Source organism: Halorhodospira halochloris (assembly GCF_002356555.2).
Classification (GTDB): Bacteria; Pseudomonadota; Gammaproteobacteria; order Nitrococcales; family Halorhodospiraceae; genus Halorhodospira; species Halorhodospira halochloris.
The window spans coordinates 515,475-541,343 of record NZ_AP017372.2; the positions used below are offsets into that span (position 1 = coordinate 515,475).

Consider the following 25,869-nt stretch of genomic DNA (forward strand, 5'->3'; position numbering starts at 1 on the left):
GCGGCTTAAAGACTCCCAGTCAGTACGGGACGCCAGCAGTATGGATAAGCAGTCGAAAAAGTTGCTATGGTTTATCAACAATATGCCCTATCATCGTGAATTAGTGAGATAAAATACTTGAATGTTGGGCTCTCCAAAGACTAATCTAGAGATTCTCTAGGGGGGCAGAGGCTTGAGAAGTATGGGGTTGGATAAGTTGCGTTGGCTCTCTGGCTTAGTCTTATTTGCCTTGTTGTGGTCCGTTGTGCCGCTGGCATCGGCGGACGAGGCCAAGATCGAGCGCGTCCACGCGGTGGAGGAGGACTCGCGCTTGCGCATTATTTTTGATCTGGACAATGTGCCGGAGCACGATGTATTCAGTCTCTCTGACCCCTACCGAGTGGTGATCGACTTCGACCAGACTGAGCTTGCTACTCAAGATTTGCCTAGGGCTGGATTGCTGCGGGAGATGCGCAGCGGGGTCCAGCAGAGTGGTCAGTTGCGCCTGGTATTGGATATGGAGGAGCGCGTTGATACGCGCAGTTTTGTGATCGGCCAAGGGGGTGAGCAGGGCCATCAGCTGCTGCTTGATCTCACCCCGGATAAGAGGGAGGCACACGAGGCCTCGCGGGAGCGGGCGCAGCCGGTTCGTTCAGCCTCCGAGCGCAATCAGGACAAGGCTCTGATAGCCATTGATGCGGGCCATGGTGGTGTTGATCCCGGTGCTATCGGGCCGAGCGGTACTTATGAAAAGGATGTCGCCCTGGCGGTGGCGCGTAAGCTGAGGGATCTGATCGAGCAGGAGCCGTCATTGGAGCCGTTGATGATTCGCGACGGCGATTATTACATGGCCTTGCGCGATAGGACGCGCAAGGCGCGCGAGCACGAAGCGGACCTGTTTCTATCCTTGCACGCCGATGGTGCGGAAAACCCCAATGTAAAGGGCGCTAGCGTCTATGCCCTGTCGGTTGACGGTGCCACCTCGGAGCGGGCGCGTATGCTGGCGCGGCGCGAGAATGCGGCAGATTTTCTCGGTGGTGTCTCGCTGGAAGATAAGGACGATGATCTGCGCTCAGTGCTGGTTGATTTGACCCGCGGGGCGACCATTGAGGCCAGCCTTGAGGTAGGCGATTACATGCTCACTGAGCTTGATAGGCACGCCGATCTTCTGCGCAACCGGGTCGATAGGGCTGGTTTTGCGGTGCTCAAATCGGTTGATATGCCCTCCCTATTAATAGAATTGGGATTTATGACTAACGCTGAAGAAGAGCGGCGGCTCAACGATCCTGGCTACCAGAGTCAACTTGCCGATGGCATCCTCGCCGCGGTTAAGCAGTATGCGGGCAATTATATCCTGCCGGAGATCCGCCAGGCTCAGGAGGGTAAACGGGAGCATACGGTGGAGCGTGGCGATAGCTTGTCGCAAATTGCGCGGAAATATCAGGTCAGCACTGATGCCATCAGGCAGGCGAACAACCTCAGCGGCGATCAGATAAACGTCGGTAACACCCTAGTAATCCCGTAGTGACAAAGTCGCCAGCGGTTATGGTGCGCAGCTTGCAGCGCCGGTTCGCGCTGTTTGCAGCGGCCCTGATAAAGATCGTTAAGCTAATCGAGCTTGATCTCCTCGAGCAGGTCGGCGGCGAGGAGGCTGCGTTCGCCGCGCACAGCAGCGGCTTTATCGGCGGCTGTACCGTGAGCTAATACGGCGCAGCGCGCAGCTGTTGCTAGGTCCAATCCCTGGGCGATAAATGCCCCAATCATGCCGCTGAGCACATCGCCCATGCCGCCGCTGGCCATGCCAGGGTTGCCGCAGTTGGCTAGGGCGACATTGACTCCGTCATCAATGATGGTGCCTGGCCCTTTGAGAACGGCGACGGTGCCTGTCCCTTTGGGAGCGGCGACGGTGCCTGTCCCTTTGGCGGCGCCGTTATCTTCGGCGGTGGCGATAGCGGTGGCGATAGTGCCTGCCCCTTTGGAGGTCCCTGAGGTGCCTGTCCCTTTGGCAGCTGTGGACAAGGCGAGGGCGCGGGCAGCGGCAAAGCGGTCGGCGCTTATTTGCGCTGTGCTCTGGCCGAGCAGACGCGCGGCTTCACCGGGGTGGGGAGTGAGGACCGCGTTGTCTGCTGCGACTCCCTGATTGGCCAGGATGTTAAGCCCATCGGCGTCGATTACTTTTGAGATGGGGCTAGCCATAGCGGCGTGCCAGAGCTCGTCTGCCCAGCTGTCCTGGCCGAGCCCGGGGCCGACGACTATCGTGGTGCATCTTTCCAGCAACGCAGCGATTTGGTTGGCTGACTCAACGCCGTGGACCATTAGCTCGGGGCGGGCGCCGACGAGGGCACTTATATGTTCAGTGCGGGTGGCAACACTGACCAGACCGGCCCCGCAGCGCAGCGCCGCCTCGCCGGCTAGGCGAGCGGCTCCGGCCATGCCGGGGCCGCCACCGATGATCAGGACGTGGCCGCAATCGCCCTTGTGGGCGTCGCGGGGTCGTGGGGTAAGGGCCGTGGTTAGGTCATCTGGGGAGACGAGCCTGGCGTATGGCTCTAAGCGATTTGCATTAACGGCTGCTGTGCCTAGATCGTCGAAGAACAAGGTACCGCAAAGCGCCGGGCCGCGGGCGGTAAATAGACCGCTCTTGAGGCCGACGAAGGTTACAGTGGCGTGGGCCTGCACCGCACAGCCAAGCTCGGAGCCGGTGCGCGCGTGGAGCCCTGAGGGTATGTCGAGGGCTAAGACCGGGCCTTTTTGGCCATTGATGGCTTCTACTGCCGCGGCGTACTCACCTGCTACAGGACGGTCGAGACCGGTGCCGAGAAGGGCGTCGACTATGACATCGCCTGAGTCGAGCTGATGGGCGTCGAAAGGCTTGCAGGCGGCGCTGGTCTCAAGGAAGCGCTGTGCTTGAGTTGCAGCATCGCCCTTTAAGCGATGCGGATCGCTGAGATAAATAACCTCTACCTCTAGGCCGGCCTCATGGGCTAAGCGGCCGACGACGTAGCCATCGCCAGCATTGTTGCCGCCACCGCAGAAGATGGTGATGCGCCGCGCTTGTGGCCAGTTGCTGCGCAGCACGGCAAAGGCCCTACGACCGGCCCTCTCCATCAGCCTCAGGCCGGGGATGCCGGCCTCGGTAATGGCGATCTGGTCGAGCTCTCGAACCTGTTCCGGCGTGTAGAGTGCTGTGGTGAGCATCGCTGTCCTCAGTTGGTCGCGTTTTATGCGAGAATATTAGCAAAACCCGCGTAAACACTCGCCCAATCGGGCGGGGATATAAGCGATTCATTTTATTATGACTGAGCCTAGCATCCGCCCTCTACCTGAGCAGCTGATCAATCAAATTGCTGCCGGGGAAGTTGTTGAACGACCCGCATCGGTGGTCAAGGAACTCACCGAGAACGCCTTGGATGCCGCTGCGCAGCGGATCTTAATCGATGTTGAGCGAGGCGGTAAGCAGCGCATCCGCGTGCAGGATGACGGCCACGGCATTGCTGTTGAGCAGCTCGCCCTGGCACTGCGCCGTCATGCTACTAGCAAGATTTACAATCTCGACGAGTTAGAGAGCGTCTCCAGTTTGGGGTTTCGCGGTGAGGCCTTGCCCAGCATTGCCGCAGTCTCGAGACTGACCATCGCGTCACGGCAAGCCGACTCTGAGCATGGCCACCAAGTCCGCGCCGGTGATGCGCCTGATGACGATCAGATGCAGCCGAAGCCTGTGGCACATCCGGTTGGCACAACCGTTACCGTTGATGATCTGTTTTTTAACACCCCGGGGCGGCGCAAGTTTTTACGTACCGATAGGACTGAGTTGCAGCACATTCAGGAGGCGGTACGCCGGCTTGCCCTGAGCCGCTTCGATGTCGGTTTTACCCTCAACCACCAAGGCCGGTGCTTGCTTAATCTGGCCCCGACCCAGGATGAGAGTGATCGCCAGCAGCGGCTTGCCGACCTGCTCGGCAGTGAGTTCGCCACACACAGTGCCAATGTTGAGTTGGAGGGCGCCGGGATGCGTCTGAGCGGCTGGTTGGGATTGCCCACGGCGGCGCGCCGCCAAGGCGATCTGCAGTACTTTTTTGTCAATGGCCGGCTGGTGCGTGATCGCACCGCTGCCCATGGCATTCGTCAGGCCTATAAGGATGTGCTGTATCGCGATCACTACCCGGCCTATGTGCTCTATTTAGAGATCGATCCAACCCAAGTCGACGTCAATGTCCACCCCATGAAGCACGAGGTCCGCTTTCGAGATGGGCGAACGGTGCACGGCTTCCTCGCCCAGCGCATTGGCGAGGCTCTGGCGATGTTGGGGCCGGCTGGGGCCAATTCGTCGCCGAGCGCGACCGCGCAGCCAGCAGGGCGTGGTCAGCTGAATCAAGGCGGTGTGTCAGAGCCGGGCCGGGCCCAGTCAAGCCCGCCCCGGCAGTCTGCACAGCCCTCCACCGCCGACTCTATGCGGGAGAGCAGGGGAGTGGAGCAAAGGGTGCCAGAGGGTGCGCAGCAGAGGTGGCGCGAGCCACATCAGCAGCGGCTGGATCTGGCGGAAGTGGGCCAGCTCTACGGTCATTTCGTGCCTGCTGAGGACGACTCACAAGTCGGCCATGCAGATGTTGGTATGGCTGCACCAGAAGAGTCGACGCCGGGCATTGCCGAGCAAGATCAGTCGGGGCCAGAGGCGGCGCCGCAATTAGGCTATGCGATCGGCCAGATTCGGGGCGCCTATATCCTAGCCGAGTCTGAGCAGGGGCTGGTTATAGTCGATATGCACGCCGCTCACGAGCGGGTCGTTTATGAGCAGCTCAAGGCGCAGTTTGCTAATGCCCAGGTTGCGACACAGGACCTGCTAATGCCTGTTACTCTTGCCGTTACCCCACAGCAGGCGGAACTGGTCGAGTTGTATGCTGAGAGCCTGGCTGATGCCGGTTTAGAGATTGAGCGTAGCGGGCCGGATAGTGTCCGCATTCGCTCTTTGCCGGCATTGCTTGCTAACGCCGACCCGCAAGAGTTGCTCGCCGATGTGATCGGATCACTGCAGGAGGCCGATCCGGCTGCCGGTATTCAACAGGCGATCCACAACCTGCTTGCGGGGGTGGCCTGCCATGGCTCAGTTCGGGCTGGGCGGCAGCTAAGCCGAGCGGAAATGGACCGGCTGCTGCGCGATATTGAACGGACCCCGCGCGCGGCGCAGTGTAATCACGGCCGTCCTACTTACACCCTGTTGGACGATGAGGGCTTGGCGCGATTATTCAAGCGCGGACGCTGATGGCAAATTCCAACAAATCGCCACTCAATCAAGGTTCAAGTAACCCAAGCAGTGAGCGCTATACAGCGGAGTTTTTAGGCGACGTTCAGCAGCCTCGGCCCGGGGTCGTATTCTTAATGGGGCCGACGGCGGTTGGTAAGAGCGATATCGCCATAGAGCTGGCTCGGCGCCTGCCGGTGGAGATTGTCAGTGTAGATTCGGCCCAAGTTTATCGAGGCTTGGATATTGGCACCGCCAAACCGGGGGTAGCGCTGAGGCGGGAAGTGGCGCATCACCTCATCGATTTGCGCGACCCGGCAGAGCCGTACTCGGCGGCAGATTTTGTCCAAGACGCCCAGCAAGTAGTAGCACAGATTCGTGCCCGCGCTCGGGTGCCACTGTTTGTTGGTGGTACCGGGCTGTATTTCCAAGCCCTTGAGCAGGGTTTATCACCAATGCCGGGGGCCGATCAGCAGATTAGGCAAGAGCTCGAGGCAGAGGCTGCGCGCTGCGGGTTGGCCCATCTGCACCAGCGCTTGGCCGAACAGGATCCAGAGACCGCGCAGCGCCTCCACCCTAACGACGCTCAGCGCATCCAGCGGGCGTTAGAGGTGCACCGCTTAACAGGCCGCCCGATGAGCGAGATACAGCGCCAGCCGGGTGTCCCTGGCTTGGCGGCAAGGCCACTTAAGATAGCGTTGCAGCCGGTTAGTAGGGCCTGGCTACATGAGCGCATCGAACAGCGTTTCCGGGCCATGTTGGCAGCCGGCTTGGTGGGGGAGGTGCTGATGCTCTATCGGCGTGCTGATCTTGGGCTGCATTTGCCCGCTCTACGGGCGGTAGGTTATCGTCAAGTTTGGCAGTATATCTGTGGGCAGTGTGCCTATAATGAGATGATTCGCCGTGGAGTCAGTGCTACTAGGAAATATGCTAAGCGGCAGCTGACCTGGATGCGCCGCCATTTTCCAGCCACGCCGTGCAGCGGAAAGAGGCCCATTATGGGTTTGCCGAGTGGGCGCGAGAGTACTGTCCGTGAGCGGCTGGAACCGGCGTATAACATTGATGTCGGTCCCTCTAGCCAGCACTACGTCAAAGTAAGTAGACTGATAGAGGAAGTGTTTGCACGGTAGGGTTTAACCGTGGGCCCACATAACAACAACAATTCAGACGAGGCCTAACGCCATGTCAAAAGGGCAGTCACTGCAAGAGCCGTTTCTAAATACCCTGCGCAAGGAGAAGGTGCCGGTATCTATATATTTGGTTAATGGGATAAAGCTTCAGGGCCAGATCGAATCCTTCGATCAATTTGTGGTTTTATTGCGCAATAATGTAAATCAGATGGTCTATAAACATGCAATCTCAACTATAGTCCCGGCGCGGCGGGTGCGGATACCTGCGCTTGGGGACGATCAGCCTACCGACCTTGAACACGGTCAGGAGGAGAGCGATCGCTGAACGTATACTCAGCAGCAGTGGGCCTGCTGATCTATTTGCCCGCCCGAGCGGCGGTGAGCGGGCAGTCACGGTGCATGTGCGGATGCCAGGCGATGCCCTTGATGCAGCCGAAGAGATGGCAGCCCTAGCGCGTTCGGCCGGAGCGGATATTGTCGGGCGCTTCGATCACCGCCGGGATACCCCCGACCCACGGACCTTTTTAGGCCGTGGTAAGGTAGCCGAGCTGGCCGAGCAGGTCGCTGATTTGGGAGTAGCTCTGGTCCTAATCGATCAGCCTCTCTCGGCAGCTCAGGAGCGCAATCTTGAGGCGGATCTTAATTGCCGCGTCCTCGATCGAACCGGCCTGATTCTGGATATCTTTGCCCAGCGGGCACAAACCTTTGAGGGGCGTCTACAGGTCGAGTTGGCGCAGCTCAAGCATGTCTCTAGTCGCTTGGTGCGAGGCTGGTCGCACTTGGAGCGGCAAAAGGGCGGCATCGGCTTGCGCGGTCCAGGTGAGAAGCAGCTGGAGATGGACCGGCGCATGATTAGCGGGCGGATAAAGCAGATTGAGCGCCGCTTGGTCAAGGTCAGGCGCAATCGTGAGCAAGGCCGCAAAGCCCGGCGGCGGCGTCAGCTACCGGTGGTCTCCCTGGTCGGCTACACCAACGCCGGTAAGACTACCCTGTTTAATGCCTTGACTGGATCGGAGCGGCACGCCGAAGATCGCCTCTTTGCGACCCTGGACACCTCCTGGCGCCGAGTCGACTTGGCCCCTGGGGCGGCTGCGGTGATCTCCGATACGGTTGGTTTTATCAGTAGGTTGCCGCACGATCTAGTCGCCGCCTTCCGCTCGACCCTGGAGGAGGTTAGTGAGGCGGATCTGTTGTTGCACGTCATCGATGCCGGGGCGCAGGAGCGCGAGCACCAGATCGAGCAGGTAGAAACGGTTCTGGACGAGATTGGTGCGCAGAACGTTCCGGTATTGCGAGTCTATAATAAGGTGGATACTACGGCGCTTACGGCAGGGCCGTTCTACACCGATGTCGGCGAACTCGAAGGGGTGCGCATATCCGCTCAAGAGCCGGCGGCGGGGCTCGATGACTTGCTTGCCGCCGTTGCCGCACGCCTTGGGCCGCAGCGGGTGCGGCGCCTGGTGTCACTGGCCCCGGAGCAAGGCAAGCTGCGCTCCGAGCTGTTTCGCCTCGGCAGTGTGATCAATGAGAGCTATGCCGATAATGGCACCCTGGAGCTGGAAGTGGAGCTGCCTAATCATGAATTGGAGCGGCTGCATGCTCGCGAGGGGTTGGAGCGCGAAGTGGTCAGTAGACCATAAACTGTCCGCTGAGGGAATCTCTAAAGACTCCCCCGGGGCCACTCAACTGCCCGGTGTGGAGGACGCCGTGAATCCATCCCTGGAGGCTTCATGGCGCCATCCCTGGCGCCAAGACCTCCACGCCTGGGCAGTTGAGTGGCCCCGGGGGGGTCTTTAGAGGTTCCTAGAGACAATGGGCACTTACGGGAATAAGCAGCGCTGCAGTTAGTAATGTTCGGGGTTTTTGTGTTTATAATATATCGGTATCAAAGGCAGGGTCGCAGGCGGTGGTTGCGGCAATCAGTCCGTCCAAATAGAATCTCGAGACCGTGCATCGATGGTGTCTCACACCGGAACTATGGAGCAATGAATGGCTTGGAATGAACCCGGCGGCGGTGGCCGCGATCCCTGGGGAGGTGGCCCCAAAGGCGGTGGCAGCGGTGGGCCGCCCGATCTTGATGAGGTGTTCCGTAAGCTACGTGACCAGATCAACGGCCTCTTTGGTGGCAAGCGAGCCTCCAGTGATGGGGATGGCCCATCACCGCGCGGACCTGGCAGCGTCGGAATCGGTCTGCTGGCTGCGGCGGCCTTTATAATCTGGGGACTGTCCGGCATATACATAGTCGATCAGGGTTGGCGAGGGGTCGAGCTGACCTTCGGTAAGCACGCCGATACTACCGAGCCGGGGCCCCATTGGCACTGGCCGTGGCCGATAGGCAACGTCGAGCGGGTTAACGTCGAGCAGCGCCGCATAGCCGAGGTCGGTTATGAGACGATGCAAGGCCAATCGCGCCCGGTGCCCCATGAGGCGCTGATGATAACCCGTGACGAGAATATCGTTGATGTGCGTATTGCGGCACAGTACCAGGTCCAGGATCCGTTCCTCTATCTGTTCAACTTCCGCATGCCGGAAGAGACCTTAAAACAGGTAACTGAGAGTGCCATCCGGGAGATAATAGGTAAGCGTGAACTCCACTTTGTGCTCACCGAAGGGCGCACCGAGGTAGCCCGCGAGACTCAGCGGTTGCTCCAAGAGGTCATGGACACTTATGAAACCGGCCTCGCTGTTGTGCAAGTTGCGGTGCAGGATATCCAACCCCCGGAAGAGGTGCAGCCGGCGTTTGAGGACGCCATTCGCGCTCGTGAAGATGAGCAGCGCAAGATTAACCGGGCCCAGGCCTATGCCAATGAGCTGATCCCGCGGGCCCAGGGTCAGGCAGCGCGTATCCTCGAAGAGGCACAGGGTTATCGCGAGCAGGTTGTTGCCCGGGCTGAGGGTGATGCTTCGCGCTTCGATGCCTTGGTTGCGGAATACCGCAATGCCCCTGATTTGATGCGCCAGCGCCTCTATCTTGAGACGATGGAGGAGATCCTGGGTAAGAGCAGCAAACTAATGCTTGATTCGGAGGCAAGCCAGTCACTTATGTACCTACCGCTAGATAAGATAATGGGCGGTCGTACTACGACAGGCATGGGTCAACAACAGCCGTTGGCCAATATCGACGTGGCTGACGAGCGCGACGCCGTTACGCCGACTCTGCGGGCACGTGATGCACTGCGTGATAGGGGGACGCGCTAATGAGTAAGATACTTCAGAATGTCGTCCTGCCCCTGGTTTTAGTGGTTGCAGTGCTAGCCTATTTCTCGATGTTTACGGTCTCCGAGAAAGAGTTGGCGCTGAAGTTCCGCCTCGGTGAGGTAGTAGAGTCGGATTACGATCCAGGGCTCCACTTTAAGTTGCCGTTTGTCAACAACGTCCGTAAGTTCGATGCTCGGGTGCAGAACCTCGACGAATCGCCGGAGCGCTTCTTGACCTCGGAGAAGAAGAACCTGATTGTCGACTCTTTTGTAAAGTGGCGCATCGCCGATGCCGAGCGCTTTTACATGACGGTGCGCGGCGATCCGGAACGGGCCAACCAGCGCTTGCGCGAGATCATTCGTGACGGGTTGCGAGCGGAGTTCGGTAAGCGCATGGTGCAGGATATTATCTCCGGCGAGAGGGTAGAGATAATGCAGATCCTGCGCGAAGCTACCGCTGATGCGGCGCAGAATCTTGGCCTTGAGGTCCTTGATGTGCGGCTCAAGCGTATTGATCTGCCGGAAGATGTTACCGATTCCATCTTTGAGCGCATGGTCGCTGACCGTGAGCGGGTAGCCCGCGAGATCCGCGCCCGCGGTGACGAGGCCGGCGAACGCATCCGTGCCGACGCCGATCGACAGCGCACCGTTATCCTCGCTGAGGCCTATCGCGAAGGCGAGAGTCTGCGTGGTGAGGGCGATGCTGAGGCGGCGGATATCTATGCTCAGTCTTATGGCCAAGAGCCGGAATTCTTCGCTTTCCAGCGTAGTCTGCGCTCTTACCGGCAGGCGTTCGAGTCCGGCGATGACTTCTTCGTGCTCTCGCCCACATCGGAGTTCTTCCGTTACTTCGGCGGCGGCGGTATCCCTGCAACTGATGAGCTCCAGGAGTGATGGCAGGAGGCTGTCATGGCGGTACAGGATTTCCTGACAGCTATCGCTCTGCTGTTGGTGCTTGAGGGAATAATGCCGGCGGCTAGCCCGGATATGTTTAGACACGCAATGCGTCAGGCTGCCGAGATGGATGACGGCAGCCTGCGCGTTGTAGGTCTGCTCTCTATGGGGTTTGGCCTGCTGCTACTCTACCTGGTGCGTAATTGATGCAACGACAAGCCCCTTGGCTTCTCCCCGATGGCGTAGATGAGCTCTTGCCGCCCCGTGCCCAGCAGGCCGAAGAGCTGCGCAGAAGGCTCCTTGACCTGCATCGGGCGTGGGGTTATGAGCTGATCATGCCGCCCTTCATTGAGTTCCTCGATGCCCTCTTGACGGGGACGGGCGGTGATCTTGATCTGCAGACATTCAAGCTGACTGATCAACTCTCTGGCCGCATGCTTGGGGTACGACCGGATATAACCCCGCAAGCGGCCCGTGTTGATGCCCATCAGCTGCGACGTGAAGGGGTTACCCGGCTGTGCTATCTCGGCAGTGTCCTGCAGGCGCGCGGCGGCGGGGCAGCGCAGAGCCGTAATGCGGTTCAGCTCGGCGCCGAGCTCTATGGCCATAGCGGCATAGAGAGCGACCTAGAGGTCCTCTCGCTAATGCTTGAGACGCTGCGCAGCGCGGGAGTGCAAGATCTTCACCTGGATATTGGCCATGTCGGCATCTTCCAGGCATTGAGTGCTAGGGCCGAGCTGGATTCCGCCGATGAGGCCGCCCTATTTGATCTGCTCCAGCGCAAGGCAGCAGATGAGATCTCTACGATGCTCGCTAATTCTGGGGTGGCCGCGGAATTAAACGGTATGTTCTGCTCTTTGGCGAGTTTGCATGGCTCGCCCGAGGTTCTGGAGCTTGCGCGTGCAAAACTCGGTGGCGTAGATGAAGGCGTCGATAGCGCGCTTGACGAGCTGCAGCAGCTGTTGGGCAGTTTGGCGACACGCGAACCCGGGATTAACGTCTGCATTGATCTGGGCGAGTTGCGTGGCTATAGGTACCACACCGGCATCGCATTTGCTGCCTATACGCCTGGCTTGTCTCAGGAAGTGGCACGGGGTGGGCGGTATGACGGGATTGGCAAGGCGTTCGGTCGTCCCCGTCCGGCTACCGGGTATAGCACCGACCTTAAGCGGTTGCTCAATCTATCCCAGAGTGATACCGGCACCATGGCTCAGGATTACGGAGGAGTTCTAGCGCCATGGATGGAGGATAGGGCGCTGCTGAATCGAGTCCGTGAGCTGCGCGCCCAGGGCGAGAGAGTGGTCTGGCAGCTGCCGGGTGATGCTGATCGGCACGGTTGCAACCGCCGGCTCGTCGAACGCAATGGCAAATGGGAATTGGAGGCAGTTTAGGCATGGGAAAGAATGTGGTGGTGGTCGGTACCCAGTGGGGCGATGAGGGTAAAGGCAAGATAGTCGATTGGTTGACCGAGCACGCTGGGGTAGTGGCTAGGTTTCAGGGCGGCCATAATGCTGGTCATACGCTGGTCATAGATGGCGAGCAGACCATTCTCCACCTTATCCCGTCCGGGATTCTGCGTCCCGATGTTACTTGTGTCATAGGTAATGGGGTTGTGCTGTCGACAGCCGCACTGCTCAAGGAGATTGATGAACTTGAGCAGCGTGGGGTAGCAGCAAAGCAGCGATTGCGGATTAGTCGCTCATGCCCGTTGATTCTACCCAGCCATGAAGCCCTGGATAAGGCGCGCGAGCTCGCCCGGGGTAAGGCGGCGATCGGCACAACTGGGCGAGGTATCGGGCCTGCCTATGAGGATAAGGTTGCCCGGCGCGGCATTCGCCTATCGGATCTCTATCACCGCGAGCGCTTGGCAGCTAAGCTCGGTGAGCTGCTTGATTACCATAATTTCATCCTTGAGCACTATTACGGTGCTGAGAAGCTCGATTTCCAGGCTGTGCTTGAGCAGGCACTGGATCATGGTGAAAAGCTGGCGCCGATGCTAGCTGACAGTGGTGCCCTGCTCAGTGCCGAGATGCAAGCCGGTCGTTCGATCCTTTTCGAAGGGGCGCAGGGGACGCTTCTCGACATCGATCACGGGACTTATCCCTACGTGACCTCATCTAATACCAGCGCTGGAGCCGCAGCTGCAGGGACCGGTGTTGGGCCACGGGTGATAGATTATGTGCTTGGTATTACCAAGGCTTACACCACTCGGGTTGGCCACGGCCCGTTTCCTACCGAGCTTGATCTCAACGATGAGATGGGCGCCTATTTAGGCAAACAGGGCAATGAGTTCGGTGCTACGACCGGCCGCCAGCGCCGCTGTGGCTGGCTGGACATTGTGGCGATGCGCCGGGCGGTGCAGATTAACAGTCTTTCGGGTCTATGTATCACCAAGCTCGATGTGCTCGATGGGCTAGAGACGTTGCGCATTTGCACCGGCTATCGTTACGCTGGCGAGGCGCTCGATACCCTGCCGGCTGAGGTCGAGACGTTGGCCGATTGTGAGCCGATCTATGAGGATGTGCCGGGTTGGCCGGGCGAATCGACCAGCGGGGTGGAGAGCTATGCTGATCTGCCGGCCGCGGCACGTAGTTATTTGGAGCGTATCGAGCAGCTGATCGGGGTGCCTATTGCGGTTGTCTCGACCGGCCCCGACCGGCGGCAGACGATTGTTCGTGAGAGTCCCTTTAGGTAACGCTTCTTCTAAGTTTCTTGGCCCGGCCCGGGGGAGCTTGCTGAGAGCTACCCCTCAAAGCCCCATGGCGACTTTCTGGTGTTAAAACATCCGTAGCCGGGTCCCCTGCAGCGTGGCTCGGGCAGGATTCTTTATGAGTGACCCTTAGGGATCATCCTCCCCCCGCTAGCCTGTTCGCTGGGTGGGATAGTGTGGCCGAGGCGAGCCCGACGGTAGATTTCCTGTTCGATGCGATCGCGATCACGTGGGCGGGCCTTCTGGTGTTTCTCGGCAAGAGATTGCGGCGAGAGTTGTGGGAGGATTTGTCCACCTCTGCTATTGCCGCGGACGCCCATTTTAATAGCCATAAATTGACCTCCTTTGCATGCCCTAGCTTAACTGGCTGGGGCAGTTTTAGAGGCTTCGGTGAAGCCCTCATGCAGTTTAATTAAGTGCGGGAAGAGTAGTCAGATGGTGCCGAGGAGAGGACTCGAACCTCCACGGGGTTTCCCCCACTAGCACCTGAAGCTAGCGCGTCTACCAATTTCGCCACCTCGGCATTTCATCACGTGCTGACGTGATTAACCGGGTACTTTATTGATTAGGTTGGCTGCTGTCAACTTCGTTGGTTCTATTCTTAAGGGCGCCTCTAACCCATCCCCCTGAGCCATCATGCTGCTCAGGTGTGGAGGTCTTGGCACCAGGGATGGGGCCATGAAGCCTCCAGGGATGGATTCACGGTGTCCTCCACACCGGGGCCGCAAATGGCTCAGGGGGATGGGTTAGAGACTGCGTTAATGGTTTATGGCATCCTCCCCTGCGGGGGTAGTCCGGCGCAACAGGTTTTGAGAAGCCACTTGCTCTAGAGTATCCTTATCGCGTTGATAAAAAAGGAAGAGAAGATGGCGAAGCGAAAGGCGAAAACGCCGCATAAGGATCCCTATAAGGAACGCGAACAAGCCAAATATGACAACCCCATCCCAAGCAGGGAGTACCTGCTGGAGTTGCTCGCCGCCAACCGTCGCCCGCTTGGTAGGCGCGAAATAGCTGCTGAATTGGGGCTGGAAAGCCCTGAGCAGCTAGAGGCCCTGCGACGGCGCCTGCGCGCCATGGAGCGAGACGGTCAGTTAGTGCGCAACCGGCGCCGCGGCTATCTGTTAGTTGACCATCGTGAGCTGGTCCGGGGACGGGTTATTGGCAAACCGGATGGCGCCGGTTTTCTGCTTGCCGATGGCAAGGATCAGCGCGTCTCGCTCTCACCACGGCAGATGCGCAGCCTGTTGCATGCAGATAGGGCGGTAGTGCGGGTCACCGGCAAAGATGAACACGGTAACCCGGTCGGTGAGCTAGTTGAGATACTGGAGCGCGGTAACAAGCAAATTACCGGGCGCTTTTTCGAGGAGCATGGGGTTGGGTTTTTGGTGCCCGAGAACAAGCGCATTCATCATGATGTACTGCTCAGCGCCGATGGTCGTGGAGGTGCTGAGAATGGTGATTTGGCTGTCGCAGAGGTCCTCGCACAGCCGACCGAGCGCCGTCAGCCGATCGGGCGCATTACCCGCATCTTGGGTCAAACCATAAATGTCGGTGAGGAAGATGAGGTAGCAGCGCGCATCCACTCAGTGCCACTGGAGTGGCCAGATGGCGTTGAGCGAGAGGCAGCGGCCTTTGGCGCTACGGTAGCCGAAGAGGATAAGCAGGGGCGCACTGATTTGCGCAAGGTGCCACTGGTAACCATTGACGGGGCAGATGCCAAGGACTTCGATGACGCCATCTTCTGTGAGCCGACTGCTAAAGGCTGGCGGCTATTGGTGGCGATAGCCGATGTCTCCCACTACGTGCGCCCCGGCAGTGTCCTTGACGCCGAAGCGCGTAACCGCGGTAACTCAGTTTACTTCCCGCGCTCAGTAGTGCCGATGCTGCCTGAGGTGCTTTCGAATGGCTTGTGCTCGTTAAACCCTCAGGTTGATCGGTTGTGCGTGGTTTGTGACGTGCTCCTTCAGGGCGATGGCAAGATCCTGCGCTCGCGTTTTTATCGCGCGGTTATGCGCTCTGCCGCCCGCTTGACTTACGAGCAGGCGGCTGCGGCGGTGGTTGAGCAGGATGAGACGGTGCGTGCCGATCTCGACCCACAAGTGCTTAAGTTGCTAGAGAATACTCATCGGCTTTACCAGACCCTACGCCAGGCCCGGGAGAGGCGCGGGGCCATAGACTTTGACACTACCGAGACGGTCATGCGCTTCGATGATGAAGGGCGGGTTGTGGCGGTCGAACCAACGGTGCGCAACGACTTCCATCGCGCCATAGAAGAGTGCATGATCACCGCCAACGTCTGTGCTGCGAAGTTTCTCCGCAAACATAAGGTCCCTTCACTGTACCGGGTTCATGAGCACCCGAGTGAAGAGCGCCTGGAGCAGTTGCGCGGCTTTCTGGCCCAGGTCGGGCTTGAACTCGGCGGTGGCGATCAGCCTACCGGCCTTGACTACGCTAAGGTCATGAAGGCGGCCAAAGATCGTCCCGATCGCCACCTGATTGAAACCGTCTTGCTGCGCTCTATGCAAGCGGCAGAGTATCGACCGGATAACGCCGGCCACTTTGGCCTTGCACTAGAGGCCTACACCCATTTTACATCGCCGATTCGCCGTTATCCGGATTTGGCTGTCCACCGTGGGATAGGCCATATCATCGATGGCCACCGTGGCCCTTCTTTCCCGCTAAGTCACAATGACTTGCTTACCCTCGGTGAGCACTGCTCAATGACCGAGCGCAGGGCCGATGAGGCGACGCGCGATGCCGAGATGACGCTCAAGTGTGAGTACCTCGCCGATCACTTGGGCGAGGAATTCCCTGGGGTTATCGCTGCGGTGACCTCTTTCGGGCTGTTCGTGCAGTTAGAGGGGGTATATGTCGATGGGCTGGTGCATATAACCAATCTGGAGAGCGATTTCTTCCACTATGACCAGGTCGGCCACTGTCTTATCGGTGATCGCACCGGCAAAGAGTATCGGCTCAGTGATAGAGTGCTGGTGCGTGTCGCCCGGGTTGATAAGGAGGATCGCAAGATAGACTTGGAAATGCTTGATCATCCGCTGGATAAGAAGGGCCGCAAAAGGCGCAAGGGGAAGAACAAGGGTGGCAAATAGGCTTGGCTCTGAAGCAGAGGAGAGGGCAAAAAGCCATAGTTTGATATATGGTCGCCACCCTGTGCGTGAGGCTGCGACATACGACCCTGCCGGGGTGGTGGCGATCTGGGTAGATCAGGCGCTGCGCCGTGATCCGAAGCTTGAACGGCTGTTCAATAAGCTGAAGAAACAGGGGGTCACCTTTTATCGGGTCAAGCGCCGGGAGTTAGACGAGATGGTAGGCGGAGCCAACCATCAGGGGGTGGTGCTTAGTTATCGCGGTGCTGCTGTCCGGGGTGAAGCCGAGCTGAATGACTTACTCGATAGCGCGAGAGATCCGCTGTTGCTGGTCCTGGACAGGGTGCAGGATCCGCACAATCTTGGCGCCTGTCTGCGCAGCGCCGCCGCTGCCGGGGCCGCTGGGGTTGTTGCGCCACGCGATCACGCTGCGTCACTGAGTCCGGCGGTACATAAGGTGGCGGCTGGGGCGGTACAGAGCGTGCCGTTTTTTCAGGTGACTAATCTGGCAAGGGCTCTTGCGAATATGCAGCAAGCCGGACTGGTCACCATAGGGGCTGCAGGTGACGGGGCGCAGACTTTATATAGCCTCGAGCTACGGGGCGCGATAGCCTTGGTCATGGGTGGCGAAAGCGAAGGTCTGCGCAGGCTTACCCGCAAGAACTGTGATTATGTCGCCGCCATCCCGATGCCCGGCAGCATCGAGAGTCTCAATGTGGCAGTAGCTGCCGGGGTTGTTCTGTTCGAGGCGGTACGGCAGAGAAGTAATTGCTAGGAGTGCGATGGCGTTGCGTATTTATGCAAGGCATCCATAAAGGGAACATCTAAAACTGTCGCCGGCGCCATCATCTGCCCCGGTGTGGAGGACGCCGTGAATCCATCCCTGGAGGCTTCATGGCGCCATCCCTGGCGCCAAGACCTCCACACCGGGGCAGATGATGGCGCCGGCGACAGTTTTTAGAGGCACCCTAAAGCAATCGCTGCAATGGCGCTTGTCGCGCAAGGAATTGGCAAAGGGTGCTTCCCTAAGCTGCCCTGCTTGGGTTACTATTCCCGGCTTAATGTTGAGCGACGTAACAAGCCTTGCCTCACAGCAAAGTGGCTGGAGGCTATTTGGGCGATAACGTCAGCGCCCAATTAACCGCAAGGAGTTTTTATGCGACATTACGAAATCGTTTTTATGGTCCACCCTGACCAGAGTGATCAGGTGCCGGCCATGCTCGAGCGCTATCGCAGTATAGTCGAGTCGAATGGCGGCACTATTCATCGTCTGGAGGATTGGGGGCGGCGCCAGCTTGCCTATCCGATTAATAAGCTGATTAAGGCCCACTACGTGTTGATGAATGTCGAGTGCGGTCAAGAAGAGCTTGATGAGTTGACCTCTGCTTTCCGTTTTAATGATGCGGTTATCCGCAACATGGTGCTCGCTCGCGATGAGGCCGTGACTGAGCCTTCGCCGCTACTCAAGGGCGGTGAGAAGCGTGAGGAGCGGCGCGACTACGCGGAAGAAGAGTGAATCAGGCCTGAAGCCGACTAAGCTGCCGATTGCAGGGCTTAGTAGAACAGCTTAATAGACAGATCAGACGGGGAGCTAAGATATGGGACGCTTTTTTCGGCGCCGCAAGTATTGCAAGTTTACTGCAGAGGGTGTGAAGGAGATCGATTATAAGGATCTCAACACCCTTAAAAATTACATTACCGATACCGGAAAGATCGTGCCGAGTCGTATCACCGGTACCAATGCACGTTATCAGCGGCAACTCTCGCGCGCCATCAAGCGTGCGCGCTACTTAGCGCTGTTGCCCTATACTGATCGTCATTGAGGGGTTGATGCTATGAAGGCGTTCGCCGCCTTCATCCTCCGTGGGCCCTTTCAGGCCGCAACCGTGATGATTGCGGCCAGCTTGCTGCCTTTCCTGGCTGTTATTGCTATGGGGGTGCTTTCCCTGGTGACGTTGCGCCAGGGTCTGCAGCAGGGGCTGTTTGCAGCGGCTCTTGCAGGAGGGATGCTGGCAGCTCTGCTTTGGGCCATGGCGGGCACTTATGAGCCTGCCCTGCGTATAGTTATAGAACAGTGGTTGCCAGTGCTGGTGTTAGCGGAGGTGTTGCGCCGGACGGTCTCTTTGCCGCTCACGCTATTCGTCTGGGCTGGGCTGGGTGCTTTAACTGTGGCCGGGTTCCATGTCGTGGTCGACGATCCCATGGCCCATTGGCTGGCAGTAACCGAGCAGTTTCTCGCCGCTACCGGTGCTGAGCAATTGCCGGAGGAGACCGAGGCATTTCTGCGTGAGGATCTGTTGCCGATCATGACCGGTCTGTGGGTGGTTAACCTGATGAGCGTGGTTTTGATAGGGCTGCTGCTCGGGCGGTGGGTGCAGGCAATAATGTTCAATCCGGGGGGGCTGCGGGAGGAGTTTTACCGGCTTGATCTGGGGCGCAGTGCCGCCTTTGTGGCCTTGGTCGTCCTGCTCGCGGCAGTTTTTAGTGGACCGGGACCGATTTACGATCTGGCCCTTGTGCTGGCGGCGGCATTTATTGTGCAGGCCTTGGCTGCTACCCATGCGTTGATGGGGAAGCGCAATTGGAGCGCGGCTTGGCTGGTGCCCGTGTATTTGGTAATACCTTTTCTCTATATGCCAATGGCCTTGTTAGGCATTGGCGAGGCTTTATTTCAATGGCGTCGGCGTCTTCTCGGAGATGGCTCGGGCGGAGCAGCCTAGGCGGATCCGTCGGGTGACGGTGGCGAAACTGGCAAAACTGGCAAAGATCAACAAAGCTCAACTGAGGTGTTAGGAATGGAGCTCATTCTTTTGGAAAAAGTCGCGAATCTGGGCGATCTGGGTGATCGAGTGCGGGTTCGTCCGGGGTTCGGTCGTAACTACTTGCTGCCTTACGGCAAGGCTAAACCGGCCACAGCGGAGAATATCCGCTATTTCGAAGAGCGTCGTGCCGAGCTTGAAAAGCAGGCACGCGAAGCCCTTGAGGCCGCGCAGTCTCGCTTGGAAAAACTCCAGGCAACACCCCTAACCATTAAGGCTAAGTCTGGAGAGCAGGGCAAGCTGTTTGGCTCTGTAGCGCCTGGTGATATTGCTGCAGCTGCTGAACAGGCCGGTGTCGAGCTGGCAAAACGCGAGGTGCGCATGCCCGACGGGCCGATTCGCGTAACCGGTGAATACGATGTTCAGGTGCAGTTGCACACTGACGTGGTAGGCGCTGTGCGAGTGGTAGTTGAGGGCCAAGAGCCCTGACAGCAACCGTTACGATTGTCTGTCTCAGCGGTGTGCTGCTGCTTATGGCTGCCTCTAGAGAGTGCTCTCCGGGCGCTTCTCTGCGCCCGGTGGGAGTCTATACTCCTTCATCTGTCATGTCGTTACATTCAATAGATGTTCGCCTCTCCGGGCAACTCTAGCTTATCTGGGGGTACGCGGTGCAGCACGATGGTGCCGCCACTAACGCCGAGTCCTTAAAGGTTCCGCCGCACGATCTGGAGGCGGAGCAGGCGGTCTTAGGCGGTCTGATGCTCGATAATTCGGCATGGGACCAGATCGCCGACCGCCTTCATGAAGAGGATTTTTACCGTCGTGAGCACCGCTTGGTCTATAGGGCCATGGCAGAGCTCGCTGACGGCGGCCAGCCTATGGACGTGGTTACCCTCTCCGGGAGGTTGCGCCAACAAGGACGCCTTGATGACGCCGGCGGGTTGCAATATCTCGGCGGCATATCCCGCGAGACCCCCTCTGCAGCAAATATCCGTGCTTACGCAGATATCGTCCGCGAAAGGTCCGTTTTGCGCCAGCTCATCAGGGCAGGCTCGGATGTCGCTGCGGCTGCTTTTGAACCCCAAGGTAGAGATAGCGAAACCCTGCTTGATTATGCTGAGCAGACTATTTTCGCCATTGCCGAGCAGACCGGGCGGCACCGCCAGGGCTTTGTCGGCATGCGTGAGCTTATGCCGCAGGTCATTGACCGCATTGATGCCCTCTACCGGACCCAAGAAGCTGTTACCGGGCTACCTACCGGCTTTGACGACCTTGATCACCTTACGTCTGGGCTGCAAAACGGCGACTTAGTGATTGTCGCTGGTCGACCCTCGATGGGCAAAACCACTTTTGCCATGAATATCGTCGAGCATGTGGTCATGCACCGCAAGCTGCCGGTAGCGGTATTTTCGATGGAGATGCCCGCCGAGGCTTTGGCGATGCGCATGCTCGCCTCGTTGGGCAGGGTCCATCTGCAGCGGGTCCGCTCGGGCAGGCTGCAAGATGATGACTGGCCGCGGTTGACCTCGACTATGAGTTTGTTGGCTGAAGCCCCACTGTTCGTCGATGATTCACCAGGGCTTTCGCCTACCGACGTGCGCGCCCGATCCCGGCGCTTGCAGCGCGAACACGATGGTTTGGGCTTGATTGTCGTCGATTATTTGCAGCTAATGCAAAGTTCCGGTCTGCGTGAGAACCGCGCTGGTGAACTCTCAGAGATATCGCGCGGCCTTAAGGCCCTAGCTAAAGAGCTCAATGCGCCGGTTATAGCACTATCACAGCTCAATCGCTCGCTTGAGCAGCGGCCTAACAAGCGCCCGATCATGTCTGATCTGCGTGAGAGTGGTGCCATTGAACAGGACGCAGACCTCATTGCCTTTATTTACCGTGATGAGGTCTATCATGAGGATAGCCCTGATAAAGGGGTGGCCGAGCTGATAATTGGCAAACAGCGCCAGGGGCCCATCGGTACAGTGCGTTTGACTTTTCTTGGTGAATATACCCGGTTCGAGAATTTTGCCGAGGATATATATGGGGGAGGGATTCCGGGGTGAGCAGAGAAGCATGTGCGCTTATTGATCTGGATGCGGTGCGGGATAATCTGCGTGTCGCCCGCGCAGTGGCTGCACGCTCTCGGGTAATGGCGGTCATCAAGTCAGATGGCTATGGCCACGGTTTGGTGCGCGTTGCTCAAGCCATAGGCGAGGATGTTGATGCCTTTGCTGTGACTGATCTCGACGAGGCCCTGGCGCTGCGCCGAGCCGGGTTTAATCAGCGGATAGTCTTGCTCCAGGGCCCCTTTGAGGCGGCAGAGATACCGCTCGCTGCGGCTGAGCAGTTGGAGTTGGTCATACATTCTGCCTGGCAGATTGAGGCCATAGAGCAAGCTCAGGTTAGTGCCGCGCTCCAGTTATGGTTGAAAGTTGATACCGGTATGCATCGGTTAGGCTTCCAGGCCGATGAAGTGGCGGCGGCCTGGCGGCGCTTAACGGCGATTCCGGCGCATACCGTGAACCCAGAAATAGGCTTTATGACCCATCTGGCCTGTGCCGATGATCGCGACGATACTATGACCGACAGACAGATTGAGGCCTTCGAGGAGGCCTGCAAAGACTTCGGCGGCCCGCTATCAGCGGCTAACTCGGCGGGTTTGCTCGGTTGGTTGGAGAGCCATTTCGACTGGGTGCGCCCCGGTATAATGCTTTATGGTGTTTCGCCGTTCAGCGATCGGCAACCGCTGGACTTTCCGCTGCGACCGGCGATGACTTTGCGCGGGCGTATTATCGCCGTAAAGCACCTGGGGGCTGGGCAGAAGGTCGGCTACGGTGCTACCTGGAGTTGTCCGGAAGATATGCCGATTGGGATTGTCTCAATCGGCTACGGCGACGGTTACCCGCGCCATGCTATGCATGGTACGCCTGTCGATGTGGCCGGGCGCCGCGCTAGCCTGGTCGGGCGTATATCGATGGACATGTTGGCGGTTGATCTACGCGGCATGGTCACCCTGCCTGCTCCCGGTGATCCGGTAACGCTGTGGGGTGAGCAGCCGCGTCCCGAATCGGTCGCCGACTCGGCCGGGACCATTGCCTATGAGCTCTTTTGTCGAACTCCTTCGCGAGTGCGCCGGGTCTATCTAGACGATCAGTGATGCCATCACTATGTCGCGCCGAACTCGCCCCCACTATGTTTGCCAAGATTGCGGAGCTAGCCAGCCACAGTGGGTGGGGCAATGTCCGGAGTGCGGTGAGTGGAATACCCTTGAGGAGCATATTGAGCCAGCGCGTAATGTAGCTGCCAATCCTGTCACGGCGGCGCGCAGCCCTGGGCTTGCTGCTAGTGCCGGCGAGGTAAGCGCCCTAGCTGAGGTCTCTACGGCGCCAGAGCCGCGACTAAGCACCAGCGTAGATGAGTTGGATCGGGTGCTCGGCGGCGGTTTAGTGCCCGGATCGGTGGTTCTCATCGGTGGTGATCCGGGGATTGGTAAATCCACCTTGCTCTTGCAGACCCTGGCGGCACTCTCACGCCACTATCCCTCGCTCTACGCCACTGGCGAGGAGTCACTCCAGCAGGTGGCCCTGCGCGCTCGGCGCTTAGGGGTTGCGGATGCGCCGCTGCAATTGATGGCTGAGACGTCGGTCGAGACCATATTAGCGACGGCTCAGCAGTTGCGGCCCGAGGCCTTAGTGATTGACTCTATCCAGACGGTGCATAGTGCGGCGCTTAGTTCGGCGCCTGGGTCTGTGTCACAGGTGCGCGATAGCGCCGCACAGCTGGTGCGCTGGGCCAAGGAGACAGGTACGGCATTAATACTCGTCGGCCATGTGACCAAGGAAGGGGCGATCGCCGGGCCACGGGTTCTGGAGCATATGGTCGACACGGTGCTCTATTTTGAAAGCGATCAGGGAAGTCGCTACCGTTTGTTGCGGGCGGTTAAGAACCGCTTTGGCGCCGCCAACGAGTTAGGCCTCTTTGCGATGACTGAGGATGGGTTGCGCCAGGTGCGTAATCCCTCGGCTATTTTTTTGTCGCGTCACGAGTGTGCGGTCTCCGGCAGCGCCATAGTAGTCTCGCGGGAGGGCAGTAGGCCGTTGCTGCTTGAGGTGCAGGCGCTGGTGGCCGATTCGTCACTGGCTCAGCCACGCCGGGTAGCGGTTGGTATTGAGCAGTCGCGTCTCTCCCTGCTCCTCGCTGTGTTGCAACGCCACGGCGGAGTGGTAACGGCCGGAGAGGATGTCTTTATTAACGTGGTGGGTGGTGTGCGTATTCATGAGACTGCGGGCGACTTGCCGGTGTTGGCGGCTGTTTTGTCGAGTATGCGCAACCGTCCCTTGCCTATGAACTCGGTTCTATTTGGTGAGTTGGGCCTGGCAGGAGAGGTGCGACCAGTGCCGGGAGGTGAAGAAAGACTGGCTGAGGCCGCTAAACACGGCTTTACGCTTGCTGTGGTGCCGGAGAAAAATGCCCCCCGCAAGGGCATAAAGGGTATGGAGATACACCCGGTAAGACGGCTTGAGCAGGCCTTCGAGGTGCTGTTCAGTAATTAGGCAGTGCCTCGCTGCTGAATGGCCTTATGTAATGCTAGATCAATCTTCTATGAGGTTGGCCAACTCGCGATTGACCAGGTCTGGGTCGCCGAGGTTGGCCTCTATAAGGCTGCGCAGATGCATTATGCTGTCCAAATCAATGCGCACGCAGCGCAGGCCGATCTCATGTTCGTGACAATGGGCCGCTTCGACCTCCATCTCTATGGTGTCTATCTCACTAAGTGATATCTTGAGCGTGAATCTGTTGCCCTCAGAGCAGAGTTCAATTGGTGGCAAAGTGCCGCTGCTAAGCCTGACCAATGCGCCTCGCATGGAGATGTCGAGGATCTCCACGTCGTGCACGGAGCCTGCCTGAGTGGCAAGCTGAGCAGGGGCTTGAAACTCTACCCTACTGAAGTGACGCCTCTCGTTAGCGCTCATTGGGCTTCTCGCTCTGGATGTGGAGATAGCTCTTTGCCTGCCACATCTTACTCCATTGTGCTGAAGTTTAAATCTGCTCTCGCAGCTTAGCCGCCTCTAGGGTGTTTTCCAGCAAGGTGGCTACTGTCATCGGGCCTACTCCTCCTGGCACCGGTGTTATCCACGATGCCTTCTCGCAAGCCTCATCGAAATCGACATCTCCGGTCAGTTTACCATCTGCACGGCGATTGATCCCTACATCTATTACAATCGCACCGCGGGCTATCCAATCGCCTCGAACCAGTCCGGGGCTGCCGACTGAGGCGACGACCAAGTCAGCTGCATTGACGCGGGCGGCCAGATCTTTGGTGCGGCTGTGGCAGATGGTTATGGTGCACCGGGCATTAAGTAATTCCAGGGCCATAGGCCGACCAACGATGTTCGATTGGCCGATGACAACGGCATCAAGCCCTGCTAGATCGACCCCTGTATGCTCCAATAAGGTCATTACGCCATGAGGGGTACAAGGGCGCAAGCCAGGTAGTCGCGTTATCAGTCTGCCCATGTTCTCGGGGTGAAAACCGTCGACGTCTTTCTGCGGGTCAATACGCTCGATGACTGTTTGGGCGTTGATATGCCCAGGTAGTGGCAGCTGCACCAGGATGCCGTCGATCTGCTCGTCGGCATTGAGCTGATCGATTTGCTGCAGCAGTTCCGCCTCAGATGTCTCAGCGGGCAAGTCGTAAGAGCGTGAAAGGAGTCCAGCTTCATCGCAGGCGCGGCGTTTATTGCGGACATAAACGGCTGACGCGGGGTCGCTGCCGACCAAGATGACCGCTAGCCCGGGGGGGCGTTTGCCCTGGGCAGAGCGCTCATCTACGCTTCTTGCTACCATGCTGCGGCGCTCAGCCGCAATTGCTTTACCATCCAGGATCTGCGCGGGCATCAATATCCTCGGTTAGACTGCAGTTTATTCGGTTAAGATTTTCGCACGCTAGGGTAATGGCAGCAACGAGCTTGTTGACTGGAGGCTTTATTAGGGCGTCTCTAGGCGTCTCTAAAGCTCCCCTGGCGCCATTAGCTGTCCCGGTGTGGAGGTCTTAGCGCCAGGGATGGCGCCATGAAGCCTCCAGGGATGGATTCACGGCGTCCTCCACACCGGGGCGGATGGTGGCGCCGGCGAAGTTTTAGAGGTTCCCTCCAGGAGTGGGTTCACGGCGTCTTCCACACCGGGGTAGCTAATGGCGCACCGGGGAGTTTTGGAGATTCCATCACTGGTGGTGGCTGATTGACTCTTTTTGTGCAAGACTATAGTATATTACCTCGGACGCGGCGGGCTATAATTAGCGGCGCGCCAGTCCTGCGGGGTGTAGCGCAGTCTGGTAGCGCACCTGCTTTGGGAGCAGGTAGTCGGGGGTTCGAATCCCTCCACCCCGACCATGTGCCAGACTGGTGCATTGCGTTTTTAGGCGCACTGCGCCCGTAGCTCAATTGGATAGAGCATCGGCCTTCTAAGCCGAGGGTTGCAGGTTCGAGCCCTGCCGGGCGCGCCACAGAGCTGCTAGGGCGTGCGAGGGCTGTGTGATGACAAATCAATGGTGGGCGTAGCTCAGTTGGTAGAGCCCCGGATTGTGGCTCCGGTGGTCGTGGGTTCGAGTCCCATCGCTCACCCCATTTCTTTGTCTCCTGCGCAAGACTATTCTTTCCCGTTGTCCCCAAGGGCCGCTAGCTCAATTGGTAGAGCAGCTGACTCTTAATCAGTTGGTTGAAGGTTCGAGTCCTTCGCGGCCCACCACTTCTTCTTTGTTATCCCTCGGCTTCAGAGATGGTAGTATTTTAGGCTCAGCTGGAGCGGGGGCACTCAACAGGCTTGTTGGCCCCTTAGCGGCTTCTCTTAATATGGTGGGGTGACTC

23 protein-coding genes and 5 tRNA genes are annotated in these 25,869 nt (G+C 58.6%); 23 read left to right on the plus strand and 5 right to left on the minus strand.

Annotation, left to right across the window (positions count from 1 at the left end):
- Nucleotides 1-181: 181 nt before the first annotated feature.
- Nucleotides 182-1,504 (plus strand): N-acetylmuramoyl-L-alanine amidase, encoded by a 1,323-nt coding sequence (locus HH1059_RS02490; protein ID WP_096407899.1) that lies wholly within the window; start codon nucleotides 182-184, stop codon nucleotides 1,502-1,504.
- Between the two features lie 83 nt (nucleotides 1,505-1,587).
- On the opposite strand, the gene HH1059_RS02495 is transcribed toward HH1059_RS02490, so the two are convergent.
- The gene (locus HH1059_RS02495; protein ID WP_096407902.1) at nucleotides 1,588-3,177 is read right to left on the minus strand and encodes an NAD(P)H-hydrate dehydratase; all 1,590 of its coding nucleotides are present in this window, start codon (nucleotides 3,175-3,177) and stop codon (nucleotides 1,588-1,590) included.
- 97 nt (nucleotides 3,178-3,274) lie between these two features.
- Here HH1059_RS02495 and mutL point away from each other — a divergent pair, with 97 nt between their 5' ends.
- The 9 genes from mutL to HH1059_RS02540 all read left to right on the plus strand — a co-directional run bounded on the left by mutL (nucleotide 3,275) and on the right by HH1059_RS02540 (nucleotide 13,134).
- Nucleotides 3,275-5,239: a DNA mismatch repair endonuclease MutL gene (gene mutL, locus HH1059_RS02500; RefSeq protein WP_096407904.1), complete on the plus strand. Its 1,965-nt coding sequence runs from the start codon at nucleotides 3,275-3,277 to the stop codon at nucleotides 5,237-5,239.
- A complete protein-coding gene (gene miaA, locus HH1059_RS02505; protein ID WP_096407907.1) occupies nucleotides 5,239-6,348 on the plus strand; it encodes a tRNA (adenosine(37)-N6)-dimethylallyltransferase MiaA in 1,110 nt (369 codons plus the stop codon). Before mutL ends, miaA begins: the two co-directional genes overlap by 1 nt.
- A 52-nt stretch (nucleotides 6,349-6,400) precedes the next feature.
- Nucleotides 6,401-6,673 carry an RNA chaperone Hfq gene (gene hfq, locus HH1059_RS02510; RefSeq protein WP_096407909.1) on the plus strand — a complete coding sequence of 91 codons (273 nt, stop codon included), beginning with the start codon at nucleotides 6,401-6,403 and terminating at the stop codon, nucleotides 6,671-6,673.
- Nucleotides 6,618-7,988, plus strand: a complete 1,371-nt coding sequence (hflX, locus tag HH1059_RS02515) for a ribosome rescue GTPase HflX (protein ID WP_231902002.1) — start codon at nucleotides 6,618-6,620, stop codon at nucleotides 7,986-7,988. Before hfq ends, hflX begins: the two co-directional genes overlap by 56 nt.
- Nucleotides 7,989-8,337: 349 nt before the next feature.
- Entirely contained in the window at nucleotides 8,338-9,546 is a 1,209-nt protein-coding gene (hflK, locus tag HH1059_RS02520; protein WP_096407915.1) for an FtsH protease activity modulator HflK, read from the plus strand.
- Entirely contained in the window at nucleotides 9,546-10,439 is an 894-nt protein-coding gene (hflC, locus tag HH1059_RS02525; protein WP_096407917.1) for a protease modulator HflC, read from the plus strand. The genes hflK and hflC overlap by 1 nt, the downstream gene beginning before the upstream one ends.
- A gap of 15 nt (nucleotides 10,440-10,454) precedes the next feature.
- Nucleotides 10,455-10,646 (plus strand): DUF2065 domain-containing protein, encoded by a 192-nt coding sequence (locus tag HH1059_RS02530; RefSeq protein WP_096407920.1) that lies wholly within the window; start codon nucleotides 10,455-10,457, stop codon nucleotides 10,644-10,646.
- Nucleotides 10,646-11,830 (plus strand): ATP phosphoribosyltransferase regulatory subunit, encoded by a 1,185-nt coding sequence (locus HH1059_RS02535; protein WP_096407923.1) that lies wholly within the window; start codon nucleotides 10,646-10,648, stop codon nucleotides 11,828-11,830. Before HH1059_RS02530 ends, HH1059_RS02535 begins: the two co-directional genes overlap by 1 nt.
- Nucleotides 11,831-11,832: 2 nt before the next feature.
- Nucleotides 11,833-13,134, plus strand: coding sequence for an adenylosuccinate synthase (locus HH1059_RS02540; RefSeq protein WP_096407925.1), 1,302 nt, complete (start codon nucleotides 11,833-11,835; stop codon nucleotides 13,132-13,134).
- Between the two features lie 131 nt (nucleotides 13,135-13,265).
- On the opposite strand, the gene HH1059_RS13120 is transcribed toward HH1059_RS02540, so the two are convergent.
- Together HH1059_RS13120 and HH1059_RS02550 are read right to left on the minus strand one after the other, a co-directional pair.
- Nucleotides 13,266-13,481, minus strand: coding sequence for a hypothetical protein (locus tag HH1059_RS13120; protein ID WP_162549319.1), 216 nt, complete (start codon nucleotides 13,479-13,481; stop codon nucleotides 13,266-13,268).
- 104 nt (nucleotides 13,482-13,585) lie between these two features.
- Nucleotides 13,586-13,672, minus strand: a tRNA-Leu gene (locus tag HH1059_RS02550).
- Between the two features lie 343 nt (nucleotides 13,673-14,015).
- On the opposite strand from HH1059_RS02550, the gene rnr reads away from it, so the two are divergent.
- The 9 genes from rnr (at nucleotide 14,016) to radA (ending at nucleotide 23,556) form a co-directional block, all read left to right on the plus strand.
- Nucleotides 14,016-16,256, plus strand: a complete 2,241-nt coding sequence (gene rnr, locus HH1059_RS02555; RefSeq protein ID WP_096407931.1) for a ribonuclease R — start codon at nucleotides 14,016-14,018, stop codon at nucleotides 16,254-16,256.
- A complete protein-coding gene (gene rlmB / locus HH1059_RS02560) occupies nucleotides 16,246-17,028 on the plus strand; it encodes a 23S rRNA (guanosine(2251)-2'-O)-methyltransferase RlmB (RefSeq protein ID WP_096407933.1) in 783 nt (260 codons plus the stop codon). Before rnr ends, rlmB begins: the two co-directional genes overlap by 11 nt.
- A 381-nt stretch (nucleotides 17,029-17,409) precedes the next feature.
- The gene (rpsF, locus tag HH1059_RS02565) at nucleotides 17,410-17,769 is read left to right on the plus strand and encodes a 30S ribosomal protein S6 (RefSeq protein ID WP_096407936.1); all 360 of its coding nucleotides are present in this window, start codon (nucleotides 17,410-17,412) and stop codon (nucleotides 17,767-17,769) included.
- Nucleotides 17,770-17,851: 82 nt separating this feature from the next.
- Nucleotides 17,852-18,076 carry a 30S ribosomal protein S18 gene (gene rpsR, locus HH1059_RS02570; RefSeq protein ID WP_096407938.1) on the plus strand — a complete coding sequence of 75 codons (225 nt, stop codon included), beginning with the start codon at nucleotides 17,852-17,854 and terminating at the stop codon, nucleotides 18,074-18,076.
- 12 nt (nucleotides 18,077-18,088) lie between these two features.
- The gene (locus HH1059_RS02575) at nucleotides 18,089-18,973 is read left to right on the plus strand and encodes a hypothetical protein (protein ID WP_096407941.1); all 885 of its coding nucleotides are present in this window, start codon (nucleotides 18,089-18,091) and stop codon (nucleotides 18,971-18,973) included.
- Nucleotides 18,974-19,048: 75 nt separating this feature from the next.
- Complete coding sequence (rplI, locus tag HH1059_RS02580) at nucleotides 19,049-19,501, plus strand: 50S ribosomal protein L9 (protein ID WP_096407944.1); 453 nt, start codon at nucleotides 19,049-19,051, stop codon at nucleotides 19,499-19,501.
- A gap of 179 nt (nucleotides 19,502-19,680) precedes the next feature.
- On the plus strand, nucleotides 19,681-21,066 hold the full coding sequence (dnaB, locus tag HH1059_RS02585; protein WP_096407946.1) for a replicative DNA helicase: 1,386 nt from the start codon (nucleotides 19,681-19,683) through the stop codon (nucleotides 21,064-21,066).
- The gene (gene alr, locus HH1059_RS02590; protein ID WP_096407949.1) at nucleotides 21,063-22,160 is read left to right on the plus strand and encodes an alanine racemase; all 1,098 of its coding nucleotides are present in this window, start codon (nucleotides 21,063-21,065) and stop codon (nucleotides 22,158-22,160) included. Before dnaB ends, alr begins: the two co-directional genes overlap by 4 nt.
- A 10-nt stretch (nucleotides 22,161-22,170) precedes the next feature.
- Complete coding sequence (radA, locus tag HH1059_RS02595; RefSeq protein WP_096407951.1) at nucleotides 22,171-23,556, plus strand: DNA repair protein RadA; 1,386 nt, start codon at nucleotides 22,171-22,173, stop codon at nucleotides 23,554-23,556.
- Nucleotides 23,557-23,595: 39 nt separating this feature from the next.
- Here radA and HH1059_RS02600 read toward each other — a convergent pair whose 3' ends face one another.
- Nucleotides 23,596-23,976, minus strand: a complete 381-nt coding sequence (locus HH1059_RS02600; RefSeq protein WP_096407955.1) for a PilZ domain-containing protein — start codon at nucleotides 23,974-23,976, stop codon at nucleotides 23,596-23,598.
- Between the two features lie 67 nt (nucleotides 23,977-24,043).
- Complete coding sequence (gene folD / locus HH1059_RS02605; RefSeq protein ID WP_096407957.1) at nucleotides 24,044-24,901, minus strand: bifunctional methylenetetrahydrofolate dehydrogenase/methenyltetrahydrofolate cyclohydrolase FolD; 858 nt, start codon at nucleotides 24,899-24,901, stop codon at nucleotides 24,044-24,046.
- A 417-nt stretch (nucleotides 24,902-25,318) separates the two neighbouring features.
- On the opposite strand from folD, the gene HH1059_RS02610 reads away from it, so the two are divergent.
- The 4 genes from HH1059_RS02610 to HH1059_RS02625 all read left to right on the plus strand — a co-directional run bounded on the left by HH1059_RS02610 (nucleotide 25,319) and on the right by HH1059_RS02625 (nucleotide 25,750).
- A tRNA-Pro gene (locus tag HH1059_RS02610) sits at nucleotides 25,319-25,395 on the plus strand.
- A 36-nt stretch (nucleotides 25,396-25,431) separates the two neighbouring features.
- Nucleotides 25,432-25,508, plus strand: a tRNA-Arg gene (locus HH1059_RS02615).
- A 45-nt stretch (nucleotides 25,509-25,553) separates the two neighbouring features.
- Nucleotides 25,554-25,629 (plus strand) — tRNA-His (locus tag HH1059_RS02620).
- 45 nt (nucleotides 25,630-25,674) lie between these two features.
- A tRNA-Lys gene (locus HH1059_RS02625) sits at nucleotides 25,675-25,750 on the plus strand.
- Nucleotides 25,751-25,869: the final 119 nt, after the last annotated feature.

Excerpts from the sequence above, each read along its gene's own strand:
- HH1059_RS02600 (WP_096407955.1), bottom strand. The coding sequence starts at position 23,976 with ATGAGCGCTAACGAGAGGCGTCACTTCAGTAGGGTAGAGTTTCAAGCC.
- rpsR (WP_096407938.1), top strand. The coding sequence starts at position 17,852 with ATGGGACGCTTTTTTCGGCGCCGCAAGTATTGCAAGTTTACTGCAGAG.
- HH1059_RS02490 (WP_096407899.1), top strand. The coding sequence starts at position 182 with ATGGGGTTGGATAAGTTGCGTTGGCTCTCTGGCTTAGTCTTATTTGCC.
- rplI (WP_096407944.1), top strand. The coding sequence starts at position 19,049 with ATGGAGCTCATTCTTTTGGAAAAAGTCGCGAATCTGGGCGATCTGGGT.
- folD (WP_096407957.1), bottom strand. The coding sequence starts at position 24,901 with ATGCCCGCGCAGATCCTGGATGGTAAAGCAATTGCGGCTGAGCGCCGC.
- HH1059_RS02540 (WP_096407925.1), top strand. The coding sequence starts at position 11,833 with ATGGGAAAGAATGTGGTGGTGGTCGGTACCCAGTGGGGCGATGAGGGT.
- rpsF (WP_096407936.1), top strand. The coding sequence starts at position 17,410 with ATGCGACATTACGAAATCGTTTTTATGGTCCACCCTGACCAGAGTGAT.
- HH1059_RS02535 (WP_096407923.1), top strand. The coding sequence starts at position 10,646 with ATGCAACGACAAGCCCCTTGGCTTCTCCCCGATGGCGTAGATGAGCTC.
- radA (WP_096407951.1), top strand. The coding sequence starts at position 22,171 with ATGTCGCGCCGAACTCGCCCCCACTATGTTTGCCAAGATTGCGGAGCT.
- miaA (WP_096407907.1), top strand. The coding sequence starts at position 5,239 with ATGGCAAATTCCAACAAATCGCCACTCAATCAAGGTTCAAGTAACCCA.
- mutL (WP_096407904.1), top strand. The coding sequence starts at position 3,275 with ATGACTGAGCCTAGCATCCGCCCTCTACCTGAGCAGCTGATCAATCAA.
- hflK (WP_096407915.1), top strand. The coding sequence starts at position 8,338 with ATGGCTTGGAATGAACCCGGCGGCGGTGGCCGCGATCCCTGGGGAGGT.
- hfq (WP_096407909.1), top strand. The coding sequence starts at position 6,401 with ATGTCAAAAGGGCAGTCACTGCAAGAGCCGTTTCTAAATACCCTGCGC.
- HH1059_RS02530 (WP_096407920.1), top strand. The coding sequence starts at position 10,455 with ATGGCGGTACAGGATTTCCTGACAGCTATCGCTCTGCTGTTGGTGCTT.
- HH1059_RS02495 (WP_096407902.1), bottom strand. The coding sequence starts at position 3,177 with ATGCTCACCACAGCACTCTACACGCCGGAACAGGTTCGAGAGCTCGAC.
- HH1059_RS02575 (WP_096407941.1), top strand. The coding sequence starts at position 18,089 with ATGAAGGCGTTCGCCGCCTTCATCCTCCGTGGGCCCTTTCAGGCCGCA.
- HH1059_RS13120 (WP_162549319.1), bottom strand. The coding sequence starts at position 13,481 with ATGGCTATTAAAATGGGCGTCCGCGGCAATAGCAGAGGTGGACAAATC.
- hflC (WP_096407917.1), top strand. The coding sequence starts at position 9,546 with ATGAGTAAGATACTTCAGAATGTCGTCCTGCCCCTGGTTTTAGTGGTT.
- rnr (WP_096407931.1), top strand. The coding sequence starts at position 14,016 with ATGGCGAAGCGAAAGGCGAAAACGCCGCATAAGGATCCCTATAAGGAA.